Here is a 22,386-nt window from a genome sequence, read left to right on the forward strand (position 1 = left end):
CCACCCGCATAGCGGGTGGTTTTTTGTTTCGCGCGTTTCACGCACTCAACTGGCTAAAGCCTAAATAAAACAAGACTTCCCCCGAAGGGAAGTCTTGTCGTTATCATAATCATATAGAACCAAAATAGTCAGCTATTACCCGACCAGCCTCGATACCAGCTTCTCTACTATTTGGTACGAATGGTCCGCCGCCAACCGGGTAAATTCCGTAAAATTAACATGTGCCGAGCCATCTGCCTTATCCGACATGGAGCGGATAACGACGAACGGAATCTTGTTCATCTCGCATACTTGAGCGACAGAGGCTCCTTCCATTTCCGTACATGCTCCGTCCATGGTTTCGTGCAGTTCTCTAACCAAGCTCCGGTCAGCGATAAACTGATCGCCGGACAGAATCCGGCCGCTGACCGTCCGACCGGGAAACAGCTCGTTCGCACAATCCAAAGCAAGCTGACGCAGCTTCTCATCGGCTTGATAGATGGAATTGTCCTGATAAGGAATTATCCCGCGTTCAAACCCTAGAGCGGTCACATCGACATCATGTTGGATGCACTCGGTGGATACGACGATATCCCCAATATTGAGAGCCGGATTAACTGCCCCGGCGACTCCGGTGAAGACGACGGCGTCCACTTCATAACGGTCGATCAAGATCTGTGTGCAGACCGCGGCATTAACCTTGCCCACCCCGGACTTGCAGACAACGACCGGCATTCCCGCGAACTGTCCGGAGGCAAAGCGGATTCCAGCTCTTTCCTCCGTGACGACGTTCTCCATCCCGCCATGAAATCGTTCAATCTCTTCTTCCATCGCTCCGATAAGTCCTAGTTTCCGATATCCCATTGTATTCTTCCTTCCGATCTAGTGATATCATGATGCCTTGTGCCGGTCGTATCGATCACCCATCCCGGGATTATACCTGACCAACCGTCTGGCGCTCGATCACCGTGTGCGGAAGCACGTATTTGGTCTGATCGGTCGTCTCTTTATTCATTAATTTGGTCAGCAGTCTCATGGATACCGCCCCGATATCATACATCGGCTGAGCTACAGTGGTCAATTGAGGCCGTACCATGGAAGCCATACGGCTGTTGTCGACACTGATTACCGAAATATCTTCGGGCACCTTCAATCCCGCATCCTGGATGGCGTGGATAGCCCCGATCGCCATCTCGTCCGTAGCCGCAAACACGGCGGTAGGCCGGTCTTCCAAGGCGAGGAAATATTTCATCGCTTCGATTCCCGACTCGTATTTGTAATTGCCGACACGAACGTAATTTTCATTGAACGGAATAGCCGATTCCTCCAAAGCTTGCTTATATCCCTGGTAACGGGCAAATCCAAGCGAAGGATCCTGCAGCGTGCCGCTGATCATCCCGATCTTGCGATGGCCGCTATCGACAAGAAGCTTGACCGCATCGTAAGCGGCCTGCTGATGATCGATATCCACAGCCGGAATGGTATTATTATCGTCTGTTGTCGCACACAGCACGATCGGCACGGACGATGTCTTGAAAGCTTGAATATGCTCGTCCGTCACCGTTCCGCCCATGAAGAGGAGTCCGTCCACCTGCTTCTCCAGCAGCGTGTTAATGACGCGGATTTCCTTATCCTTCTTCTTGTCGGCATTACAGAGGATGATATTGTAGTGATACATGGTGGCAATATCTTCAATTCCCCGAGCGATTTCCGCCAAATTCATGTTGGAAATGTCGGGAATGACGACTCCGACAGTCGTCGTCTTCTTGCTCGCCAGCCCACGGGCAACGGCGTTGGGACGGTAGCCCAACCGCTCAATCGCTTCAAAAACCTTCTTGCGGGTCTGCGGCTTTACATTAGGGTTGTTATTAACAACCCTGGAAACAGTTGCCATGGAAACTCCGGCTTCTCGTGCTACATCATATATGGTTACGGTCACTTTGATTCGCTCCATCTATATAAAATTAATTTACTAGCATATCCGATTAGCTTAATAATACGATAATTTAATACATTTTACAAATTTTCCGTTCCATTGTTTTCCATAAGGGCGATCATCCGCTTCATTCGGATATCCAGGGAAACGGATTTCATTTGACTAGCGGGTCAGCTATTTCAAATTCTCCTTCAGGGACTCCTTCGTGATTCTCCAGTGAGAAGTATGCCAGGCTACCTTCCCGTCCTTAATCAATATAGCCTGCGGAGATTCGTGCTTCAGTGAAAGAGCTTCAGAGATGGCATTGGATACGGGTCTGGATTCGACTACGTGAACAAGACAGTATTCCACCTCCGGATTGGGCTCACGGTTCATATAGATCATATACTGATCATAAGCATCGGCGCTGACCGGGCAGCGGGTGCTGTGCTTAAACACAAACACGGGCTTGTCCGAGGACGACCGGAGCTTCGACTGCCAATCCTCCACCGTATTCAATTGGACTACGTTTCCCATTGGAATCCTCTCCTCATTCGAAAAGATTACTATTGGATTTATACTAACAAAAATGAAAGAAAAAAGCCAATTTTCATTGACTTTTTTCAAAAGGTTGTCCGCGCAGAAGGCAGGACGTTATGTAAAGTTAACCGTTTGGGAATAACTGGCGATCTGCCCGAGCTTCTTCCTTACCTGCTCCGCCCAGTGGTTATCCTCCAGTGATTGGGCCAATAACAGCATATCGAGCAGTTCGTTGATCCGCCCGTCGATGATCTGTTGAACCGGTTCGTTCCAATATTCGCGGTCAGCCGCTTTCTTGATAAGATAAGCCAGTTCACTGGTTTCTTCAAAATTAAGGCGGAGCCGGCCGGGATAAGCATCATAGGCCGAGATCAAGTCGGTCAGGTCGTTCTTGACATCCGGATAAACCTCGCTCGCTGAGCAGCCGGGGCAAGTATAGACCGGCACATGGTCAATTTCAATTTTTTTCTGATAAATTACGGTTCGCAGATGAACGGCCATCGTCTCTCCGCAAATACACTGCTTTTGCAATTGGTTCACTCCTCTGGTGCGGCACCATCTGTTTCTACTTCCCTTGGGTATTCTATCTTCAAGGTTCAAATCCTTCTCCCGCGGGGCTAGCACTTTTTGGAATGAGGCAGTTTGGCGTATTGGCGGTAGACCGGCTTAATAGAGATCAGCAGCATTGCAATGGCAGCCCCGATCCCGTCATTGCGGATATCCTTCCAATCGGACTGGCGTCCGTCCACAAAAAGCTGATGAAACTCATCAGTGGCTCCATACAAAACGCATAAGCCGATGACGGCCGCTTTAATTTTCCAGGAGGGCCTGCCGTCATCCAGAGCCCACAAATACGTCAGCGCCAGTATGAAGTAAGCGATAAAATGCCCCCAATCGAAACTTTGCATGGAAGGAATAAATTTCTGAAAAAAAGGGAGCAGCTTGTTCATGCTGCTTCCCGTCCTGGAAGATGAATAGAAAATGACAGCCATCCAAATGATTGCCGGCGTCCACCGGATCCAAAATTGTCTGTTCACTTCTTTGTATATTCGTCCAGAACGCGAATGTATTCTTTGACAAAAGCAGGCAGATCCGGCGGACGGCGTCCGGACACAATATTGCGGTCGACGACGACTTCCTCATCCACCCAGGTGGCGCCGGCATTTTCCAAATCATCACGAATTCCAGGAGTGGAGGTCATCGTATAGCCGTCCACAATTTTCGCGGAGATAAGCACCCAGCCGGCATGGCAGATTTGGGCAATCGGCTTGCCCGCCTCATGAAATTCCCTCGTAAGCTGCAGCACGGAGGAATACCTTCTCAGTTTATCCGGTGCCCAGCCGCCCGGCACGTACAGCCCTATGTAGTCTGAGGATTTCACTTCCTCAAACGAGCAATTCGTCTCCAAGGGAACTCCGTACTTCCCCTTGTAAACCCGTCCCGCCTCGGGACCGGCCAGATCTACCTCTGCCCCGGTCTCCCTTAACCTTAAAACCGGATACCACATCTCCAAATCTTCGAATTCCTCATCGACGAAAGCAAGAATCTTATAGCCCGATAAATTCATAACGGTTTTCTCCTCCCGGTTTAATCTATTTGCTTCGGATGACTATTATTATAACATTGTTCGAGCAGCCGGCGAATTTCATCGCTGCCCGTGCAATGTCGGATGTCTTCCACCACTCTTCTGCTGTGCTCCACCGAGCTCTTCAGAAGCCGTTCCTTGAGCGGAAGAAGAGTCTTGACGGACATGCTCAGCTCCTCAATGCCAAAGCCGAGCCACATTGGCAGAACCTTGGGATCTCCTGCCAGCTCTCCACACACGCTGACGGGGATTCCGCATTGTTGGGCCGCTTCAATCGTCTGCCTCAGCAGTCTTATAACCGCCGGATGGAACGGATCGTACAGGTGGGCGATATGCTCGTTCATCCGGTCGACAGCCAACAAATATTGAACGAGATCATTGGTACCGATGCTGAAGAAATCCGCTTCCCTCGCCAACAGATCGGCAGTCATCGCTGCGGCCGGCACCTCGATCATGATACCGACTTTAATCTCTTCGTCAAACGGTACATTCCGTTCTCTCAATTCCTGCTTGGCCTGTTCGAGAAGACGGTTGGCCTCCCGGAATTCCTGAACCGAGCTGATGAACGGATACATAATTTTTACATGGCCGTAATGGCTGGCGCGCAGAATGGCTCTCAACTGGGTCTTGAACAGCTCCTCGCGGTCCAGAGAAATTCGTATGGCCCGATAGCCGAGGAACGGATTTTCCTCCTCCGGAAGATCGATATAGTGAATATCCTTGTCTCCGCCGGCGTCTAAAGTCCGAATCACCAGGGATTGGCCATCCAGCATTTCGGCCACCTGCTTGTAAACCTCAAACTGCTCTTCCTCCGGCGGAAGGGAATTGCGGTCCATATATAAAAATTCCGTCCGAAAGAGCCCCACTCCCCGGGCGCCTGTCTTCAGAGCTTGCTCCAGCTCCTTCACCGAGCTGATGTTGGCCTTGAGCTCGATCTCTTTGCCATCCAGCGTAACTGAAGGCACATCGACCAATTGCTGCAGGCTTTCCAGATGGGCCAGAATCATCTCCTTGCGCTTACGGTAGTGATTCGTCGTTTCTTCATCGGGATTGACAAAGACCAGCCCTTCTTCCCCGTCCAGAATAATCATATCTCCGGTTTGAATCGGCTTCTTCAGCTTTCCGTCCAGTCCAAGGACGAACGGGATACCGATCGCCCTTGCCATAATGGCCGCATGGGAATTCATCCCCCCGACCATCGTAACGATCCCCAAAATTTTGGAAGGGTCCAGGTGAGTCCATTGGGAGGGGGTAAGCTCCCGAGTCACGAGCACATAAGGGCTGTCTTGCTCCGGAAGGGTATCTTCGAACCCGCCCAGCAAATGCTTCAGCAGACGGTTCCCGACATCGCGGATATCGGCCGCCCGTTCCTTCATATACTCGTCATCCAGCAAATCAAACATGCCGACGAATTTGTCTATCGTTTCCTTGACGGCCACTTCCGCCGCCTTGTACTGCCTCTGCATAATGGCCTGAACTTCGTTCATAAAGACGGGATCTTCCAGAATGGCCAAATGGGCATTAAAAATATTGGATTCTTCTTCGCCGATCAGCTCGGCGATATCCTGTTTGATCGTCTCCAATTCTACCTTCGATATCTGAATTCCTTCGTACAGCTTTTCAAATTCGTAAGCCAAGTCGCCCACATCCACCAGTTTATCGGGCAGATTCCATTCCCAACTGGGCAGGACAATCGCTTTTCCTATCGCGATACCGGCAGACGCTCCAATTCCTTTAATCATCAGAATGACCTCCAACTGCTGCGGCTTGTTCTTTTAACACGACGGACATGACGGCCCCTTGACCTTTCTTAACCGATTTAAAGGGAGCAAAGCTCCAGGACTTGATTCTCTCCGTATTCGTGATCAGCATAGGTGTAGCCAATGATTTGGCGTTCTGTTTCACTTTGGCCAGATTGAATTTAATCAATAATTGTCCCGGAAGAACTTCGTCTCCTTCCTGCACAGCGGCGGTAAACCAATTACCGTCAAGCTGTACGGTATCGATTCCGATATGAAGCAGGACATCCAGGCCATGCTCTGTCTCCAGACCAATCGCATGCATGGTCGGATGAATATGAACTACCTTGCCTGCAACCGGAGACACCAGTTCTCCCCGCTCAGGAATAAATGCGACGCCGTTGCCGACAATTTTTCTGGAGAAAACCTGGTCGGGAACCTCCTCCAGCGGAATCATCTTGCCTTGGACCGGAGAATTGAACAACACCTGTTTCAGATCCGTCCGCGTCACCTTGATGATTTCCTCACGGATCAATTCCGAGAACGTACCGAACACCACCTGGACGTTTCCGCCACCCAGACGGATGACTCCGGCGGCCCCCAAATGCTTTAATGCAGTGGTGTCGATCAATTTATCGTCCTGCAAAGTAAGGCGCAGACGCGTAATGCAGGCTTCTATAGTCTTTATATTATTTTTGCCGCCCAGAGCCTGCAAAATAAGCGGAGAGCGATAACGGATATCCCCTGCCCATTCTTCCAATGGAGAGCCTTCCTCCCTGCCCGGCGTCGGCAGTTGAAAGCGGCGGATGGCCCAGCGGAAGAGCACATAATAGGCTATTCCGAACAACAGCCCGATAGGAATTAACCACAGCCCTTTGGTGGACAGGTGCCCGTTAATAATATATTCCAGCAATCCGGCCGAGAACGAGAAGCCGTGTCGGATCTCCAGCTCGTAGGCAATCCACATCGACAGCCCGGACAGGATAGCATGGATGAAAAACAAGAACGGCGCCACAAATAAAAAGGCAAATTCAATCGGTTCCGTTACTCCAGTCAGAAAGCAGGCAAGCGCCGCTGTCAAGAAGGTTTTGCGGATGTTCGGCTTCAGATCCTCGCGGGCCTCTTGAATGATAGCCAAGGCAATGGCCGGAAGAGCGAACATCATAATCGGGTACAGTCCCGCCATGAAGACTCCCGCTTCCGGATCTCCGGCGAAGAAGCGGGGGAGATCCCCGAATACCGTCGTTCCGTCCGCGCGCTCGAACGTTCCGATCTGGAACCAGTATACGTTATTAAGAATGTGATGAAGCCCCGATGGAACCAACAGGCGGTAAGCGGCACCGTATATAAAGGCTCCGAACCCTCCCAAGCTTAACAGCATATCTCCGAGAGATTGTATCGTCTGCTCGACGACCGGACCGACCGCGATGATGACCATCGACAGAAAAATAGTCGCCGTTCCGACAAAGATCGGTACGAATCTGGGCCCTCCGAAATATTGAATGTATTCGGGCAATTCGATATTTTTGAACCGATGGTAGGACAAAGCGGTCAATATGCCGATAACAATGCCGCCGGTGACCCCCATTTGCAGTTCAGGTTCCATATACTTTTGAGTAATTTGCGTTAATAGAAAATAGCTCAGAAGAGCGGACATTCCCGCAATGCCTGCGCTGCCGGTAAGACCCAGAGCAACCCCTACTGCAAACAAAAACGGCAAATAGGTGAAGATCATATCGCCGGAGAAAATAAATAAATCCCCCAGCTTGCCAAGCCCCGCCGAATCCCATGGCAGCGCTCCCAGGCACAGAAAGACCGCCGCAACGGGCAAAGCAATGGTCGGAATCATTAAGGACCGGCCCAATTGCTGCAAAGTTCCCATCCAGTTCATTTCCGCTTCCTGCCCTCCTTTCCCGGGCTGGTTGTATTCATTCATTAAATTGCTTGTTCCTTGTACTCCATTATTAGATGGTAAAGCTTGCGGCTTCATTTGTAAAGTTTATATCTTCCCATTATTGTTATGAAAATGCTTACAACTTAGATGTTAGAGGCAAAGCCCGCTCAATGGGCAGGCTTTGCTTTATCGGTTATTGAAAGTTGGGGAATTGGGTACTGTAGCCGCTGAACTGGGTATGAGCCTGGCTGATTTCCTGTTGATCCGCAGCTTTCATTTTGTACCAGCCGCGCTGGAACATCTGGTCGAACACCTGATACTGCATTTGATGATACTCGTGCAAAATTTGGCCTACCGTTTGGTGGAGCTTCGGATTCTGCATTTCGTTCAAACCGATATTGTACCCGACGGTCATATATTTTATCGAGGATAATACTTCATTAATCCGGTCCCGGTCATTCATCTCCGGCCCCTTGACCTGAGGCTCCTGCGGAGATTTAGGCATGGCAATTTGTACGCTCATTGTAAGCCGCCTCCTTCTTCTTAACGGATTATTGCAGATGAGCTAATATCGACTGATAGTGCTGCTTATGCTTCTCTCCCACCTGCTTGATAAGCTGCTTTAGCTGAGGATCCGTACAGGCATTCGCCGTTTCGTTGCATTTCTTCATAGCCAGCAGTTCCCAGGACATAAAATCCTTCAAGTAGAGAAGTTCCTTCTCCGAAATCAGATTGCGGTCCGATGTCATCTGTTCGTTACCGGTCGGCATCGTTCGTAACACCTCCATGTCTGGATGTAGAAAGAAGCGGACCTAAGTTAGGCCCGCATAATGGCAGTTAGGTTAGAAACGAATCCCGCTCTGGGAAGGATTTTGCGAATCGGAACGAAGGTAGTTGTCATGACCCGCTTGGTTTCCACGATAGTTTGCCGTGTGGAAAGATTGAGGGCTGGTCTGGCTTCCGTAACTTTGGAAGCTTTGGCTAACTCCTTGACCGATGCTGCTTTGGCTGATTCCTTGGCTTACGCCACCGAACGAAGCACTTTGCGACGGATTCTGGGAATCGGAGCGCAAGTAGTTGTCGTGACCGGCTTGGTTTCCGCGGTAGTTGGCCGTGTGGAAGGATTGAGGGCTGGTCTGGCTTCCGTAACTTTGGAAGCTTTGGCTAACTCCTTGACCGAAGCTGTTTTGGCTGATTCCTTGGCTCACGCCGCCGAACGAAGCACTTTGCGACGGATTCTGGGAATCGGAGCGCAAATAGTTGTCGTGACCGGCTTGGTTTCCGCGGTAGTTGGCCGTGTGGAAGGATTGCGTTCCGACGGAAGAAGAGAAACCGGCTTGGTTTTGCTTGTTTTGGTATTGCGATTGAACTAAACCGGTTGGCTGAAACTTCTGGGAAAATCCAGCCGTGGCCTGCCCTCTAGAGAAAGAGCTTTGAGAAGGCTGCTGCGAGTCGGAGCGCAGATAATTGTCATGACCCGGTTGGTTTCCGCGGTAGTTTGCCGAATGGAAAGTGTTTTGGTTATACACGCCATTGTCCTCCTTGAATAATGTGAGGTCTTCCCTGCCGTTTCCGGAGGAAGCCTTTAATAGTGTCCGCCAAGTCCCGGCCTTTTATTTATGGATACTACTGGTGAAAATGAAGAAACCGCCCTGAATTCGGGCGGTTCACTGCTTAGCGGTTGGGGCGCAGAATGGAGTCCTCCACTTTGATGCATCGGTCCATAATAACCTCCAGACCACCTTCGCGGGCGATCTGTGCCGCTTCTTCATTAATAATTCCAAGCTGGAGCCAGAATACTTTAGCCCCGATGCTTACTGCCTCCCGGGCCACGGGCACCGTATGCTCACTTCTTCTGAAGACATTGACGATATCTACCGGCTCCGGAATGTCGGATAGTGAAGCATAGCACTTCTCGCCCAAGATTTGGTCGGCGTTCGGGTTGACAGGAATGATGCGGTAGCCTCTCTTCTGCATCGCCTGAGAAACCATATGCGAAGTCCGATCCGGATTGTCGGACAGACCGACGACAGCAATATTTGCCGCTTTCTCCAGAATGGATTTGATTTCTTCCCGAGACGGGTTATTGAACGACATGGCAAACACCTCCGAGGATGGTTGTGAAGCAAGACAATATCTTATAATAGGCTGCCCTAATTTGTGTAAGTGATAGCTTGTTTGCCCATCAGCTCCCAGGTTTCGATAAATCTGGCTTTATCCACCTTAACCTGGGCCTTCCCTGAATAAGGATCGTTGACGTAAACATAGTTTTCATCATAGCCGACAACCAGCACCGCATGCTCAATAAATGTTGTCTTAATGGGGCCGATGGGGGTATCCCATACCACCCATTTATCCGGTATTCTGAACGTAATCGTCGTCCAGGCGATAACCGGAATTCCGCCGGCGATATGTCTTTCGATGTCTTCAAATTCCCCGCCGGTCAAATCGACCGCCGACGGGATGTAGCTCTCCAATTGCTTGATCAGAGCCGTATGAAAAATACCGAACCCTTTGGCCTTGCCGGTCACTTCCCCGACGAAGCCCAAATTCGGATTCCCCCAATAAGCGATGGAGCCATCCTCGTTATATCGGATCGGAGTAGGGTCCTTGGGCATCTCTTCGGCAAGCTCCATCTTGTCCTTGTCAAATCCGGCGAACTGCAGCAGCATGGCCAGGCTCGTCACTTCGCATCCGGAGTAGAGCTCCGGATATTGGCGAATAGCCGGGGCCGTCAGCATGGCGGATGAAGGATAAGGTTCGGGAGCGGCCTCACCGTCCTCCGTACTCTCTTCATCTCCTGCGTTCTGGTCATCCTGCCTGTGATTGTCGTCCGCCGCTATGAACGCAGCAGAGAATGCCCATGGTTTGCCCGTGATTTTGGCATAGAGAGCCAGAGTTAATCCTCCGCTGGATATAGCCAATGAGATGATCAGCAAAAGACTCAATGTTACTTTAAGCACATTGCCAACACCGCTCATTCGCAATCACTCTTTTTCTAATATTCTCGAAACAACCCTTTAATCCTGCAGCTCAATATTTGCTCCAAGGGAAAGCAAATGTTCAAAATAATGTGGATAAGATTTCGCCACATGGTGCGCATCCCGAATGACAAGCCCCTGCTTGGAACGTAATCCGACGACCGTCAGCGCCATAATCACCCTGTGATCATAATGCGCGTCGATCTCTACGCCGCCTTCCACGCCCTCCGGCTTCCCGTGAACGATAATTTCACTTTGCCTCTCTTCCACCGAAGCCCCTGCCTTATTCAATTCGGTAACAAAATCGGTAATCCGGTCGCACTCTTTATAACGCAGGTTCTCCACATTGTAGAATCGCGAAGTACCTTCGGCAAAGACGGAAGCGGCTACCATTGCCAATACGGCGTCGGTAAAATGATCCCCGTCAAACTCTCCGGCCTTAAGCAAGCCCGTCCCCCGAACATGGACAATTCCATCACGATGGGTAAGCGGAACGCCCATCGCCCGCAGGACATCGACAACAGCCCTCTCACCTTGTCTGCTGTTCTCTTCCAATCGATGAACGGCAACATCGGAAGAAGTGACCGCTGCAGCAGCCAGAATGGCGGCGGACCCGGGATAATCTCCCTGAATTTTATATTCCTGGGCCTGGTATCGCTGCCTGCCGGGGATCCGGTAACGCATCAGATCGTCATCCGCTTCTATACGGATTCCCGCCTGTTCCAATACTTCCAGCGTCTGCCCAACGATAATTTTCGATTTCAGGTCGTGCAGCACTTCGATTTCACTGTCCTCCTCAAGAAGAGGGGTCATGAAAAGCAAGGAGCTTAAAAATTGGGAGCTTACGTTACCGGAGACCTTAATTTTCCCGCCCTTGGGCTGCCCGCCGTATATCGTTATCGGCAGCTTGCCGCCGTTGTGATCGATGCGGACATTCATCTGCTTCAGAGCGTCAATCAAATCGTTGTGCGGTCTCTTGCCAAGCGACTCGGGATACGTATTGACGAAGGTCAGCTCCGGGCAGAAGGCGGCGACCGACATCAGGAATCTCAACACCGCACCGGCGTTGCCGACATTCAATTCCGGCACGGGCTTAGGATGACGGCCGAAGCCGGTGATGGTCATTTTCTCATCGTCTTCTTCGACAATGGCACCAAGGTCGCGAATACAGCGGCGCATGGCATCACTGTCCTCGCTGTGGGCAGGATAATACAAGGTGCTCGTCCCTTCCGCAAGAGCACCGACGAGCATATACCGGGTCGTATAATTTTTGGACGATAGCGCATTGATCGTACCTTTAAGTTCCGGCGCAGGTTTTACGATAGCCTTCATCTGGTCTGACTCTCCCTTTGCAAATCGTTATTGGTCTTTCGTTGCTATAAGTATAAGGCATTGCAGTTCAATCGACCTAAGTGTACCATATGGCCGCCGCCTTGGGAATGTATCCTGCTTTTTCCTCCCACATTGTAATCCCCGGCTCTCAAGAGCTTCTCTTTGACATGGCTCCCCGCATGCATCATAATTAATCCAACCAGGTAATCGAACAGAGAAAGGAGAAGAAACGCATGGATACGATCACTCCATCCGAGGTTAAGGAACGCCTCTCCAAAGGAGAGAAGCTGAATCTGCTTGACGTCCGGGAGGATGAAGAAATCGCCCAAGGAGCGATCCCCGGAGTTCAGCATATTCCTCTTGGCGAACTGCCGGAGCGATACCGGGAAATCCCGCAGGCCGACGAAATCATCGTCATCTGCCGAAGCGGAAACCGCAGCGGCAAAGCATGCGAATATTTGGCCTCCGTCGGCGTGACAGGCCTTAAGAACATGGTCGGCGGTATGTTGGAATGGGAGAAGCTATAGCAGCTTCTTCCCCGCCTCACCCGCAGCTTCCACAATTTGGTCCACGATTTCCTGCACCGGAAGCTCATCCGTATTAATATGTATATCGGCAAAATCATACGCATTTTTACGCTGTTCCATTAAAGCGGCTACCCGCTCCTCTACATTGCCTTGCAGCAGAGGCCGATTCTGATCCGTACGCACTCTTTGTACAATGGTTTGCAGGGAAGCAGTCAATGCGATGACCAGGCCGTTCCTGCTCATCTCCTCCCGGTTAACCGGAGCGAGGACAGCCCCTCCCCCCATAGAAATAATTTGCCGCCTGCCCTGCATAATTTCTGCTATAACCGCGCTTTCCACAGATCTGAAATATTCTTCTCCGTCCTCAGAGAAAATTTGCGGTATCGGTCTTCCCTCTTTCTGCTCAATCTCTCTATCCGCGTCCACGAACCGCCAGCCGAGCTTGTCCGCCAGCGCTAGTCCTACTGTGCTTTTACCGGTGCCCATGAAGCCGATTAGCACCACGTTATTATAATCCATGCTCCCACTCCTTTATGCTTTAGCAAACCTTTATTTGCACCCATTATGAATAAATTATCATGTTTACAGCAAGGATGTGAATAGATTAGTTGTACAAGACTAAAAGTGCGGTCAGATTTATGGAACCTTGCGCGCCCAAGTTTGGACAACCAAAGAATACTCTTTTTATCACCGATAAATAAAGGAGTTGGCCTTGATGCTGCCGTCCCAACCGAACCAGCCGATCCGCAGCCGGCTTGAACAAATTCTGCATCCGAACCATCCGCTGTGCAGAGATGATGTTGTCTGGGTGCTGGAGCTGATAAAAAAAAAGGGTGGCTGAAGAAGATCCTGCCTTGCTGGACCTTCCCCAACCACGCCTGTTGAAGAATTTTCAATATTTTGCCGAGACGGCCATGATGTTGATCCATCGCCGTCCCGTATACGATCAAGAACTTGACCGGATCAGGATCTGGATGCGGGAAGCCTGCTACGGCTTGACCGATCCGTCTTAGTTATTCATCCACTGGAAGTGGAAAGTCCCTTCCTTATCCACACGCTGGAACGTATGCGCTCCGAAGTAATCTCTCTGTGCTTGCAGCAGGTTGGCCGGCAGTCTTTCCGTACGATAGCTGTCATAATAAGACAGAGCGGATGCGAAGGAAGGAACCGGAATACCGCGCGAAACTGCAGCCGCAACGACTTTTCTCCAGGAATCCTGATAGCTCTCCACGATTTCCTTGAAGTAAGAATCCAGCAGCAGATTGTTAAGCTCCGGATTGCGGTCATACGCATCCTTGATGTTCTGCAGGAAGGCTGCGCGGATGATGCAGCCGCCGCGGAAAATCATCGCGATGTTGCCGTATTTCAAGTTCCACCCGTACTCATCGGAGGCTGCTCTCATCTGGGCGAAGCCTTGGGCGTAGGAACAAATTTTGCTGGCATAAAGCGCCTTGCGGACATCTTCGATGAACGCTTTCTTATCTCCGTCAAATGGCTGGCTGCCGGGTCCCTTCAGCACTTTGCTGGCGGCCACCCGCTCTTCCTTCATGGCGGAGATGAAGCGGGCGAATACCGATTCGGTAATAATGGACAACGGCACTCCAAGATCGAGAGCGCTTTGGCTTGTCCATTTGCCCGTTCCCTTCTGTCCCGCAGAATCAAGAATAACATCCACCATCGGCAGCCCGGTGTCCGGATCGCGCTTGCCGAAAATATCGGCGGTTATCTCGATCAGGTAGCTGTCCAGCTCCCCTTTATTCCATTCGCTGAAAATTTCATGAAGCTCGTCCGTATTCAGACCGAGCACATCTTTAAGCAGGTGATACGCTTCGCAGATAAGCTGCATATCCCCATACTCAATTCCGTTATGAACCATCTTTACATAATGGCCGGCGCCGTCGGGCCCGATATACGTACAGCACGGATCCCCGTTCACCTTGGCGGAAATGGCGGTCAGAATCGGTTCAACAAGACGGTAAGCGTCCTCTTGGCCTCCAGGCATAATGGCAGGTCCTTTCAACGCCCCTTCTTCTCCGCCGGAAACCCCCGCTCCTATGAAGCGGATACCATGCTCTTCAAGCTCCTTGTTTCTTCTTTGGGTATCGGGGAAATAAGCATTGCCCCCATCGATCAGAATATCCCCTTTATCCAGAAGAGGAACGAGTTGATTGATCATGGCGTCCGTCGGCTCGCCGGCTTTGACCATTATTAAAATTTTGCGGGGAACCTCAAGAGACTGGACAAACTCCTCCATGCTGTATGTACCTACCAGCTTCTTGTCGGGATGTTCTGCCAGCAGCTCTTTCGTCTTCTCCGGAGACCGGTTATAAACAGAGACGGTAAACCCTCTGCTCTCGATGTTCAATGCCAGATTCTTGCCCATTACGGCTAACCCGATAACGCCTATTTGTTGTTTAGACATATACGTTCTCCCTTCCTGAAATCTCAAGCTGGCCGGAGTGGATGTTGGGACGTCCTCCGTTCCGGCCGGCCGTTTTAATGTAGTCTTTCATGGATCGCTTCTACCGTGCACACCCATGTTAAATAGTCATCGAACCGAAGCCGCCATCCACACGGATCAACGCCCCGGTTACAAAACTGGAGGCTTTATCCGAGGCCAGGAAAACAGCAGCTCCCTGCAGCTCTTCCGCTTCGCCGAAACGCTGCATCGGAGTGTGGCTCATGATGGACGCGATGCGTTCTTCGGACAAAATTTTACGATTTTGCTCCGCAGGGAAAAAGCCCGGAATAATGGCGTTGACTCGTACCCGGCTCGGAGCGAATTCCCTTGCCAAATATTTCGTCACGCTGTTCACGCCGGCTTTCGAAGCGGAGTAAGTGAATACCCGGGACAAAGGCGGATCCGACGACACCGAGGAGATATTGATAATGCTGCCTCCTTCTCCCTTGTCAACCATATGTTTGCCAAAGATTTGACAGGCTAGTACAACACCCTTCAAATTAACGTCCATAATGCGATCCCATTCCTCCATCGTCAGCTCGAAGAATGGAGTGGCGCTGTTTACGCCCGGACAGTTCATAAGCACGTCCACCCGTCCGGTCCAGGCAATCACTTCCTCCAACACCCGCCGCAAATCATCCGCGCTCGTTGCGTCGGCCGTAAAGCTCTTGGCTTGTCCGCCCGCTTCCTGGATTTGCCGAACGACCTGTTCGGACTTCTCCTGATTGCGCCCAACAATCGCTACTTGCGCTCCGTGACCGCCCAATGCGACGGACATGGCGCCGCCCAAAGTGCTGTTTCCGCCGATGATGACTGCCGTTTTACCGGTTAAATCGAATAAGTTCATTTTGTACCTCCTGGGATTGGAATGTCAAGACTAAAAAGATTTATTCAACATACTTATGCTGAAATGCCGAGATCGCGTCAAACTCGCCGGCCAGTTGCTTGTATACCCGTAAATAGATTTCCGTCAATTCCCGGTACAGCTCATGATTGGCAGGGTTGACCTCATGCCGATGGTTCGCTTTCACCCAATCGTGTACTCCGCTGAAATCACCGACCTCTCCGAGGGCAAGAAGCCCCAGTTGTGCCGCCCCGAGCCCCGAGCTCTCGATGGAATCCGGAACGGTGACCGGAGTGCCGAGCACATCGGCCATCACCTGCCGCCAGAAGGGGGAGCGGGCAAATCCGCCGGAAGCGCGAATTTCCTTCGTATTGCCTCCTATCTCCTCCAACGCCTGAACGACCGAATGGATGCGGTAAACAACCCCCTCCAGAACCGAACGGATCATATGCTTCTTCTCATGGAACATGGACAAACCGAAGAAGACTCCGCGAGCGTTAGCGTTCCAATAGGGGGCCCTCTCACCCAGCATGAGCGGCAAGAACAACAGCCCTCCGGAGCCGGCAGGGACTTCTTCGGCCAACTGGGTCAAATAATCATAAGGGTCCATTCCCTTGCGCCGCCCTTCCTCCGCTTCCAGCGTTGCGAGCTGATCCCTGACCCAGCGGAACATAATCCCTCCATTGTTGATCGGTCCTCCGATCACCCAGAAATCCTCTTTCAAAGCATAACAGAACAAACGGCCGCGGGGATCCGTTAGCGGCTCGCGGACGACTCCGCGAACAGCTCCGCTCGTACCTATCGTTACGGAATATATGCCCTCCTCGAAGGCGCCCGCCCCCAGGTTGGCCAGAACCCCGTCCGATGCTCCGACAACGAAGGGGGTGTCCGGGGCCAGACCCATACGGGCGGCTGTATCCGGTTGCAGCCCTTCCAGACAATAGGTGGTCGGTACGGGTTCGGATAGTCTGTCCGCAGTAATTCCGGCGATCTCCAGCGCCTCCCGGTCCCAATCCAGATTGCGCAGATGGAACATCCCTGTAGCGCTTGCCAGCGAATAATCGATAACATATCGCGCGAAGAGGCGGGCGAAGACGAATTCCTTGATCCCAATAAACTTATAGGCCTGTTGGAACACATCGGGCTGATGATCCTTCATCCACATCAGCTTGGTAAGCGGAGACATCGGATGAATCGGCGTTCCGGTGCGCAAATAGATTTCATGCCCTTTCCCGTCCGTCTTCAGCCGTCCGGTATAGGAGATGCTCCGGTTATCCGCCCAGGTTATGCAAGGGGTCAGAGGCTGCCCTTCCCGGTCTACCGCTATCAGGCTGTGCATAGCCGAGCTGAATGATACGCAGAGCACCTCATGGGAGGAGATCCCCGCTTTACGTATGACTTCCCCTATACCGCGGATGACTGCCTCGCAAATTTCCAGCGGGTCCTGCTCGGCGATGTCAGGCCGCGGAGTATGAAGGGGGTATTCGATGGAATGGGAAGCCACCACCCGTCCCCCGCGGTCTATAACCAAAGTTTTTGTGCTTGTTGTTCCTAAATCGGCGGCGATGACATAATGTTTAGCTACACTCATTCAGAACAAATTCCCTTCGCTGTCAAATTTCAGATCATACGGCTCCGACAAGATCTCGATATCCGGATGCTTTCTTGCCTCTTCCAGCAGATTGACGGAGATTTCAATCTCGCCGAGGTGAAGCGTATCGCGGATTCTGACCATCCGACACTTGGTGTAGTCAAGGATGTTGCAGGTTTTGACGGCAGCTTTAATCGCTTCCCGTTGGTTGGCCAACGTCGTTGCAATCTTCGTCGGCGCACAAACCGTTGAAGTCAACCCGTTGGCGTAAGTCGCCTTCAAATCGGTCTTGTCAACCAGCCTCTGGGTCGTAAAATCGGCAGTTCCCACCCCGTTGGCATTTCCCTTCGTCTCCGGAGTCAGATCGAATACAACCATCTTCGACACCTCGGGTCCCCCTTGGGCATAAGGTGTCGGGTAACGGCCGGTTACGTTCGGATCCATCCCGTCGCCGCTAATATTTTTGCCGATGTAATCGATGAGAAGGACATCAATTTGATCGAACAAAATTTTGGGCAGCCTTTGCTTCGCTTCCACCAGAAGCTCTTCTTCCCTCTCCCGGATCGATTCGGCGGGCAGCACTTCAATGCGGCAGGTTTCATCATACGCATTCTCAACCAGCGCCACTCCGAACAGAATCGGAAGCTTGTCGATCATAATCTGGGCCATGGCGGGGACATTCTCGGCCATATACTTGAACCCGAGCTGATGACATGCCTCCGCCCCCTTCTGCTTGCCCAGGCCGATGGCGATCATCTTCATAATTCCGCTCTCGATCGGCCCGCGGAAAGCCGTATGCGGCTTAACCCGGTTAATGACAACGATAGCGTCCGCTTCATAGGCGTATTTGTCGACATAGACCGGAAGCCCGTTAGGAAGCTGGTCAATTTGCACCACTTCCATGGAAGAGCGAATCGGTGCTCCCATCGCTTCCTCCGTGACGCCAAGATGATGCAGAACCTCTTTTTGCCCTTCTGCCGTAGCGCCGCCATGGCTTCCCATACAGGGGACGATAAAGGGCCGGCCTCCGGCAGCCTTGATGGCATCGATCGTCGTCTTCGTAAAGAGATCAATGTTAGCTACCCCGCGGCTTCCTACGGCAACCGCAACCTGCTGCCCGGGTTGAATGCGATCGATCCCCCCCGGCTTGGCCAGCTCTTCCTCCAGCTTTTCCTTGGGATTCTCGACGACGGTTCGGTCGAATTTCTGCCGGATCCGGACCATCTGCGGAATCGGGATGTCCTTTAACAAGTCATGTAAAATGTCCATTTTTATGGATGCCTCCTTCATATTTCCAAGCGGCTGTGTCATCCGGTTCAGTCTGCTGACGACGGCCCAGCCGTTTTCGCTTTATCTAGAGCCTCCCGCGGCCGGGACACGGAATCACGGATCATTAATTCCGTACGGAGGTAGACCGTATCTTTAGCCTGTTCCTTGGTCTCAATAAGATCAACCAGAACGGCCGCGCCTTTACGGCTCATCTGCTCCACCGGACGCTTGACCGTAGTCAAAGCCGGAGACAGATACCCGGAGAACAGGTTGTCGTCAAAGCCGGCCAAAGACAGGTCGTCAGGAATGGTTAACCCGTATTCCAAGGCAGCCTTCATCGCCCCTACAGCCATGTCGTCGTTCGAGCAGAAAACGGCGGTCGGCAGCTCATCCGCTCCCAGCTTCAGCAGCTCCTTCATACGATGGTAACCGCTCTCCAGGTCATAGCTTCCTTGAACCTGATAATCCTTCCGAACGGGCAGTTTGTACTTGGTCATAGCGTCCAGATAGCCTTTCTTCCGTTCCTGAGTGGATTTGAAGCCGGCTTTTCCCTCGATGATGGCTATCCTGCGGTGCCCTTCCCTGATCAGATACTCTACGATTTGAAAGGCCCCCTGACGGTCGTCGGATAAAATATTGACCGCATCGAAGCTGTCTACATGGCGGTTCAGCACAACGCATGGTATTTGCATATCCCGGACATGACGGATGAAGTCATCGTCCTTGGCGCTTTGGCTCATCACCAGAAGACCGTCGAAGCTTTTCCGCGATATCCCCTTAAAATCCGTATAATCATCGATGCCGCGAACGACCAGATTATAGGTCCCTTTGATCACGCTGTTGACTCCCCGAACCGATTCGAAGAAGAAGCCCGCAGAGGTCCCTTCATTTAACGTCGAGAAAAACAACCCGAGGTTGTAGGAACGATCCAGAACAAGGCTCTTCGCACTGAAATTGGGCGTATAATGGAGTTTCCTGGCAATTTCCTGTATTTTCTCCTTCGTCTCCCGGTTGATCAAGGGACTTCCATTAAGCGCTCTCGAAACCGTAGTGTGCGAAACGTTGGCCAACTTCGCTATGTCTTTGATCGTTACGCTCATCATGTTCACCTCTGCTTCTACAATACCATATTTATGCACACGTTAACAACGGAATTGATACAAATTATTCGGTTGGCTGGAATACGACGCTAAAACTCTCTCTGGTAACCACTTTCATTCCCCCGCTGCACGGACTTCCGCCTCCAGCCGATTGACTAAATATCTCCGGCACATATTTCCCATGGGTTATCAACACCCGATTCAAAAGCAGAAGCCATAGGTCACAGCGTGAAAGTAACGCTGCTCCCATGGCTTTTATTAGAGTTACTATGCATTATGGCATAGATGCCGGGTCCTTGATCCTGAAGAAAATGGGCTCTAACTACCCCGATCGATTTGTTGCGGCCCAAATCAAATGTGATGGTGCGGCTTCGTTCCTCAGGGTAGGCGCTTCCCGCATGACCCTGCCACTGCTCGTTGCGGAAATCCGTCCCGCCGAATAGGCCGTTCGTAAGCTCATTCCCGGAATCGGGATAGCTGCTGTTAGGCGGTCGCGAAATTGTATAGCTTAGACCTTGAGCCAGATTGCTGAGGCCCCAGCCTTCAGACCAAGTTTGAATGAGAACTTGGGCGTAAGTATCAAGCAGCGTTGCCGCCGAGGCCGAAATCAACCCCTGCGCTTGCACGGCCGGGTCGTGAATGTGCGCGAGAAAATCCTGCATATACGTTACGGCGTCCTTCGGCTTGTTTTCGTCCAGAAGAAGCTTGATGATCTGCAATCGATACGACAACTCATCGCCAAAAGCCGCATTGATTTCATTCGACGCGACATAACCCCTTACAAGCTCCGCCATCGTCTCCAGCGTCGGGCTGCTGTCAATCGTGTACGTTCCGTTCAAATACTGGTACAGCCAGTCATACATTAAACGCAAACTTGGGTCCTTGCTCACCCCTAAGTTGTAAACGGCATTATTGCCTTGATAATAAGCTCTGAAGCCATTTTGCATCAGGCCAGTTCTAACGCCGCTATCCAAGTATTCGATATAGCGCTCGCGGAATACGTCGTCCGTCAGCATCCGGTCATCGAACTCGATTTCGTTCGACATTCCATACTGCTTGGCCAAGTTCGCGGCGTCTTCCAAGCGGTCGGAATCCATTCCGCCGAAGAAATAGTTAGGCTGAAGCGCCACGGCATCAAAGCCTAAATCTTTCCACATAAAGCTTTTATAAGCCAAGGAGTGAGGAATCCAGAAAAACTTCAGGTTCATGTTATGGACTTGGTCGCTTACGGCTTTAACCAAATCCGGGCCCGTCTCGCTTGTGCTGATTTGCTCTTCCAGCCAGTACATGCCGACGAGCTCCAGATTGGAATAGTTCGCCTCCTGCCATCTTTGGCGGACCTGATCCAGCCACCACTGCACCACTTTTATCCGGTTTTCGAGCGCTTTCTCTTGGCCGACAACAGAGTCGTTGAAGCTTTCGGATACTCCGTCACCGTCAACGTCGCCAAAGTCGTTTACGTATTCCCCCGGGTTCGGAATCATTAGCACAACCTTCACTTTATGATCAGGCTGGTTCAGCTTGGTTCCGACTTCCACTGCAGCCTCATTCAACTGCTGCATATCCCCTGCGGCTGCGAAGGTTTTATCCAAATACCACTTCCAGTCCTCCAGGATCGTTTGCCCGACACCGAAGTCACGGCCGGCCGGCGAAGCCAGTCCGAGATATAGGACGCCGTCAAAAAGCCAGTCGACAGGCTCGCCGTCTTTATTTACATAACTGATGTTAGGGATGATCCGTTCCTTGCTCCAGTCACCCAAACCATCTGCATATTGTCCGTTATACAGCAGATTCAGATTCCGGATACCGGCCGTAGCTTCTCCCGGCTCCAAAAAACGAGGCTGCTCGGCAGAAACCTTCACGGCCCCCTCAACCATGTCATCCGTACCTATAATTTCGATTTCGTCAATGTATGACCATTGCGAAGGATGCATCGTAAAGGTTACTTTAACATAACGGGCATAAGCCAGCTTGCCGTCCGCATAACCGCCTTTGATTCCATCCCGGCTGCCGTCCCATTCGAAGGTCTCCTGTCTTGGCGGTCCTTCCCCCCAGAGCAGCTGGGTGGCGTTATGGGAAAGCAGTCCCCAATTTTCTTTATCGTCGGAGACATACATCGATACCGTCAGCGGCACGAGGATCGAGTTGGTGGGATAATCTTGGAAAAAGTGAGCTGTAATCTTTCCGATTGACTTTTCCTCACCGAGATCGAAGACGACCTCCCGCGTTTTTCCACGCAGATGCCCTACCCATGCCGGGTCATTCATGTCCAATGTGCCGTATTTTCCGTCCGTAAGCTTGTACCCGACGTCAGGACGCGACGCTTCCGGCTCCTCGGACCATTCATAAGGGAGATCGGCCGCAAGATTGCGGAATTGCGTCTCCTCCACTGCCGAAGATGCTGCCGGAACAGGCGATTTCGCCTGCACTGCCGAAACCGGGGACATCAGCAATACTGCTGCCATCAGGACGGATCCCCATTTCTTATTCTAAATCATCTGGGTCAACTCCTTTTCTTAATCTCGAGTGTAGGTATGCCTGAAATCTTTGCTTTGTGATGAATACCCGAATGGATCCCCCCTTTCACAAAATCCGGCACAAGCCTTCTTTGGAATCGCTTTCAATAACA

At 51.6% G+C, this 22,386-nt stretch carries 24 protein-coding genes; 4 read left to right on the forward strand and 20 right to left on the reverse strand.

The window, feature by feature from the left end; genetic code table 11:
• Positions 1-135 precede the first annotated feature (135 nt).
• From ACFQ03_RS11490 to ACFQ03_RS11535, 10 genes are all read right to left on the reverse strand, one after another.
• Positions 136-843: a 5'-methylthioadenosine/adenosylhomocysteine nucleosidase gene (locus ACFQ03_RS11490; RefSeq protein ID WP_379288245.1), complete on the reverse strand. Its 708-nt coding sequence runs from the start codon at positions 841-843 to the stop codon at positions 136-138.
• Between the two features lie 70 nt (positions 844-913).
• On the reverse strand, positions 914-1,918 hold the full coding sequence (gene ccpA / locus ACFQ03_RS11495) for a catabolite control protein A (RefSeq protein ID WP_379288247.1): 1,005 nt from the start codon (positions 1,916-1,918) through the stop codon (positions 914-916).
• Between the two features lie 171 nt (positions 1,919-2,089).
• The gene (gene ytxJ / locus ACFQ03_RS11500; protein WP_144933603.1) at positions 2,090-2,431 is read right to left on the reverse strand and encodes a bacillithiol system redox-active protein YtxJ; all 342 of its coding nucleotides are present in this window, start codon (positions 2,429-2,431) and stop codon (positions 2,090-2,092) included.
• A 117-nt stretch (positions 2,432-2,548) separates the two neighbouring features.
• Positions 2,549-2,965 carry a hypothetical protein gene (locus ACFQ03_RS11505; RefSeq protein ID WP_379288250.1) on the reverse strand — a complete coding sequence of 139 codons (417 nt, stop codon included), beginning with the start codon at positions 2,963-2,965 and terminating at the stop codon, positions 2,549-2,551.
• An 86-nt stretch (positions 2,966-3,051) separates the two neighbouring features.
• The gene (locus ACFQ03_RS11510; protein WP_255453000.1) at positions 3,052-3,471 is read right to left on the reverse strand and encodes a VanZ family protein; all 420 of its coding nucleotides are present in this window, start codon (positions 3,469-3,471) and stop codon (positions 3,052-3,054) included.
• Positions 3,468-4,001 carry a type 1 glutamine amidotransferase domain-containing protein gene (locus ACFQ03_RS11515; RefSeq protein ID WP_144933605.1) on the reverse strand — a complete coding sequence of 178 codons (534 nt, stop codon included), beginning with the start codon at positions 3,999-4,001 and terminating at the stop codon, positions 3,468-3,470. Before ACFQ03_RS11515 ends, ACFQ03_RS11510 begins: the two co-directional genes overlap by 4 nt.
• Before the next feature lie 20 nt (positions 4,002-4,021).
• Complete coding sequence (gene ptsP, locus ACFQ03_RS11520) at positions 4,022-5,761, reverse strand: phosphoenolpyruvate--protein phosphotransferase (RefSeq protein WP_144933606.1); 1,740 nt, start codon at positions 5,759-5,761, stop codon at positions 4,022-4,024.
• Positions 5,754-7,649 (reverse strand): glucose PTS transporter subunit IIA, encoded by a 1,896-nt coding sequence (locus ACFQ03_RS11525; RefSeq protein ID WP_144933626.1) that lies wholly within the window; start codon positions 7,647-7,649, stop codon positions 5,754-5,756. Before ACFQ03_RS11525 ends, ptsP begins: the two co-directional genes overlap by 8 nt.
• Positions 7,650-7,845: 196 nt before the next feature.
• Positions 7,846-8,175, reverse strand: coding sequence for a spore coat protein (locus tag ACFQ03_RS11530; protein WP_144933607.1), 330 nt, complete (start codon positions 8,173-8,175; stop codon positions 7,846-7,848).
• A 28-nt stretch (positions 8,176-8,203) separates the two neighbouring features.
• Complete coding sequence (locus tag ACFQ03_RS11535; RefSeq protein ID WP_144933608.1) at positions 8,204-8,422, reverse strand: hypothetical protein; 219 nt, start codon at positions 8,420-8,422, stop codon at positions 8,204-8,206.
• Between the two features lie 60 nt (positions 8,423-8,482).
• Between ACFQ03_RS11535 and ACFQ03_RS11540 the strand changes: the two genes are divergently transcribed.
• Positions 8,483-9,025, forward strand: coding sequence for a hypothetical protein (locus tag ACFQ03_RS11540; RefSeq protein WP_186328219.1), 543 nt, complete (start codon positions 8,483-8,485; stop codon positions 9,023-9,025).
• Between the two features lie 301 nt (positions 9,026-9,326).
• Here the strand turns inward: ACFQ03_RS11540 and ACFQ03_RS11545 are convergent, their stop codons facing one another.
• From ACFQ03_RS11545 to aroA, 3 genes are read right to left on the reverse strand one after another with little or no spacing between them, the layout of a single operon-like run.
• Positions 9,327-9,749, reverse strand: a complete 423-nt coding sequence (locus ACFQ03_RS11545; RefSeq protein ID WP_144933609.1) for a CoA-binding protein — start codon at positions 9,747-9,749, stop codon at positions 9,327-9,329.
• Positions 9,750-9,805: 56 nt separating this feature from the next.
• A complete protein-coding gene (locus ACFQ03_RS11550; RefSeq protein WP_379288255.1) occupies positions 9,806-10,633 on the reverse strand; it encodes a C39 family peptidase in 828 nt (275 codons plus the stop codon).
• Positions 10,634-10,672: 39 nt separating this feature from the next.
• Positions 10,673-11,965, reverse strand: coding sequence for a 3-phosphoshikimate 1-carboxyvinyltransferase (gene aroA, locus ACFQ03_RS11555; protein WP_144933611.1), 1,293 nt, complete (start codon positions 11,963-11,965; stop codon positions 10,673-10,675).
• Between the two features lie 233 nt (positions 11,966-12,198).
• On the opposite strand from aroA, the gene ACFQ03_RS11560 reads away from it, so the two are divergent.
• Positions 12,199-12,492: a rhodanese-like domain-containing protein gene (locus tag ACFQ03_RS11560; RefSeq protein WP_144933612.1), complete on the forward strand. Its 294-nt coding sequence runs from the start codon at positions 12,199-12,201 to the stop codon at positions 12,490-12,492.
• Here the strand turns inward: ACFQ03_RS11560 and ACFQ03_RS11565 are convergent.
• Positions 12,487-13,011 carry a shikimate kinase gene (locus tag ACFQ03_RS11565; RefSeq protein ID WP_144933613.1) on the reverse strand — a complete coding sequence of 175 codons (525 nt, stop codon included), beginning with the start codon at positions 13,009-13,011 and terminating at the stop codon, positions 12,487-12,489. The genes ACFQ03_RS11560 and ACFQ03_RS11565 overlap by 6 nt on opposite strands.
• A gap of 196 nt (positions 13,012-13,207) precedes the next feature.
• Between ACFQ03_RS11565 and ACFQ03_RS11570 the strand changes: the two genes are divergently transcribed.
• The gene (locus tag ACFQ03_RS11570) at positions 13,208-13,333 is read left to right on the forward strand and encodes a hypothetical protein (RefSeq protein ID WP_379288258.1); all 126 of its coding nucleotides are present in this window, start codon (positions 13,208-13,210) and stop codon (positions 13,331-13,333) included.
• The gene (locus ACFQ03_RS11575) at positions 13,326-13,505 is read left to right on the forward strand and encodes a hypothetical protein (RefSeq protein ID WP_379288260.1); all 180 of its coding nucleotides are present in this window, start codon (positions 13,326-13,328) and stop codon (positions 13,503-13,505) included. Before ACFQ03_RS11570 ends, ACFQ03_RS11575 begins: the two co-directional genes overlap by 8 nt.
• Here ACFQ03_RS11575 and gndA read toward each other — a convergent pair.
• From gndA to ACFQ03_RS11605, 6 genes are all read right to left on the reverse strand, one after another.
• Positions 13,502-14,914: an NADP-dependent phosphogluconate dehydrogenase gene (gndA, locus tag ACFQ03_RS11580; RefSeq protein WP_144933615.1), complete on the reverse strand. Its 1,413-nt coding sequence runs from the start codon at positions 14,912-14,914 to the stop codon at positions 13,502-13,504. The two genes, ACFQ03_RS11575 and gndA, sit on opposite strands and share 4 nt — an antisense overlap.
• 118 nt (positions 14,915-15,032) lie before the next feature.
• Positions 15,033-15,800: an SDR family oxidoreductase gene (locus tag ACFQ03_RS11585; protein ID WP_144933616.1), complete on the reverse strand. Its 768-nt coding sequence runs from the start codon at positions 15,798-15,800 to the stop codon at positions 15,033-15,035.
• A 40-nt stretch (positions 15,801-15,840) separates the two neighbouring features.
• Positions 15,841-17,388 (reverse strand): gluconokinase, encoded by a 1,548-nt coding sequence (gntK, locus tag ACFQ03_RS11590; protein WP_144933617.1) that lies wholly within the window; start codon positions 17,386-17,388, stop codon positions 15,841-15,843.
• Positions 17,389-18,657, reverse strand: a complete 1,269-nt coding sequence (locus ACFQ03_RS11595; RefSeq protein ID WP_144933618.1) for a lactate racemase domain-containing protein — start codon at positions 18,655-18,657, stop codon at positions 17,389-17,391. It lies immediately after the preceding gene.
• A 47-nt stretch (positions 18,658-18,704) separates the two neighbouring features.
• Complete coding sequence (locus ACFQ03_RS11600) at positions 18,705-19,757, reverse strand: LacI family DNA-binding transcriptional regulator (RefSeq protein WP_379288289.1); 1,053 nt, start codon at positions 19,755-19,757, stop codon at positions 18,705-18,707.
• A gap of 221 nt (positions 19,758-19,978) precedes the next feature.
• A complete protein-coding gene (locus tag ACFQ03_RS11605) occupies positions 19,979-22,222 on the reverse strand; it encodes a DUF4855 domain-containing protein (RefSeq protein WP_379288264.1) in 2,244 nt (747 codons plus the stop codon).
• Positions 22,223-22,386 lie beyond the last annotated feature (164 nt).

It is taken from the genome of Paenibacillus residui, assembly GCF_042677205.1.
Taxonomy (GTDB): Bacteria; Bacillota; Bacilli; order Paenibacillales; family NBRC-103111; genus Paenibacillus_L; species Paenibacillus_L residui.

Bases quoted from the DNA above. Each gene is read 5' to 3' on its own strand.
- ACFQ03_RS11545 (WP_144933609.1), bottom strand. From the start codon at position 9,749: ATGTCGTTCAATAACCCGTCTCGGGAAGAAATCAAATCCATTCTGGAG.
- gntK (WP_144933617.1), bottom strand. From the start codon at position 17,388: ATGAGTGTAGCTAAACATTATGTCATCGCCGCCGATTTAGGAACAACA.
- ACFQ03_RS11530 (WP_144933607.1), bottom strand. From the start codon at position 8,175: ATGAGCGTACAAATTGCCATGCCTAAATCTCCGCAGGAGCCTCAGGTC.
- ACFQ03_RS11570 (WP_379288258.1), top strand. From the start codon at position 13,208: ATGCTGCCGTCCCAACCGAACCAGCCGATCCGCAGCCGGCTTGAACAA.
- ACFQ03_RS11540 (WP_186328219.1), top strand. From the start codon at position 8,483: ATGGCAGTTAGGTTAGAAACGAATCCCGCTCTGGGAAGGATTTTGCGA.
- ACFQ03_RS11595 (WP_144933618.1), bottom strand. From the start codon at position 18,657: ATGGACATTTTACATGACTTGTTAAAGGACATCCCGATTCCGCAGATG.
- gndA (WP_144933615.1), bottom strand. From the start codon at position 14,914: ATGTCTAAACAACAAATAGGCGTTATCGGGTTAGCCGTAATGGGCAAG.
- ACFQ03_RS11560 (WP_144933612.1), top strand. From the start codon at position 12,199: ATGGATACGATCACTCCATCCGAGGTTAAGGAACGCCTCTCCAAAGGA.
- ACFQ03_RS11585 (WP_144933616.1), bottom strand. From the start codon at position 15,800: ATGAACTTATTCGATTTAACCGGTAAAACGGCAGTCATCATCGGCGGA.
- ytxJ (WP_144933603.1), bottom strand. From the start codon at position 2,431: ATGGGAAACGTAGTCCAATTGAATACGGTGGAGGATTGGCAGTCGAAG.
- ptsP (WP_144933606.1), bottom strand. From the start codon at position 5,761: ATGATTAAAGGAATTGGAGCGTCTGCCGGTATCGCGATAGGAAAAGCG.
- ACFQ03_RS11550 (WP_379288255.1), bottom strand. From the start codon at position 10,633: ATGAGCGGTGTTGGCAATGTGCTTAAAGTAACATTGAGTCTTTTGCTG.
- ACFQ03_RS11605 (WP_379288264.1), bottom strand. From the start codon at position 22,222: ATGGCAGCAGTATTGCTGATGTCCCCGGTTTCGGCAGTGCAGGCGAAA.
- ACFQ03_RS11525 (WP_144933626.1), bottom strand. From the start codon at position 7,649: ATGAACTGGATGGGAACTTTGCAGCAATTGGGCCGGTCCTTAATGATT.
- aroA (WP_144933611.1), bottom strand. From the start codon at position 11,965: ATGAAGGCTATCGTAAAACCTGCGCCGGAACTTAAAGGTACGATCAAT.
- ACFQ03_RS11490 (WP_379288245.1), bottom strand. From the start codon at position 843: ATGGGATATCGGAAACTAGGACTTATCGGAGCGATGGAAGAAGAGATT.
- ACFQ03_RS11515 (WP_144933605.1), bottom strand. From the start codon at position 4,001: ATGAATTTATCGGGCTATAAGATTCTTGCTTTCGTCGATGAGGAATTC.
- ACFQ03_RS11600 (WP_379288289.1), bottom strand. From the start codon at position 19,757: ATGAGCGTAACGATCAAAGACATAGCGAAGTTGGCCAACGTTTCGCAC.
- ACFQ03_RS11565 (WP_144933613.1), bottom strand. From the start codon at position 13,011: ATGGATTATAATAACGTGGTGCTAATCGGCTTCATGGGCACCGGTAAA.
- ACFQ03_RS11535 (WP_144933608.1), bottom strand. From the start codon at position 8,422: ATGCCGACCGGTAACGAACAGATGACATCGGACCGCAATCTGATTTCG.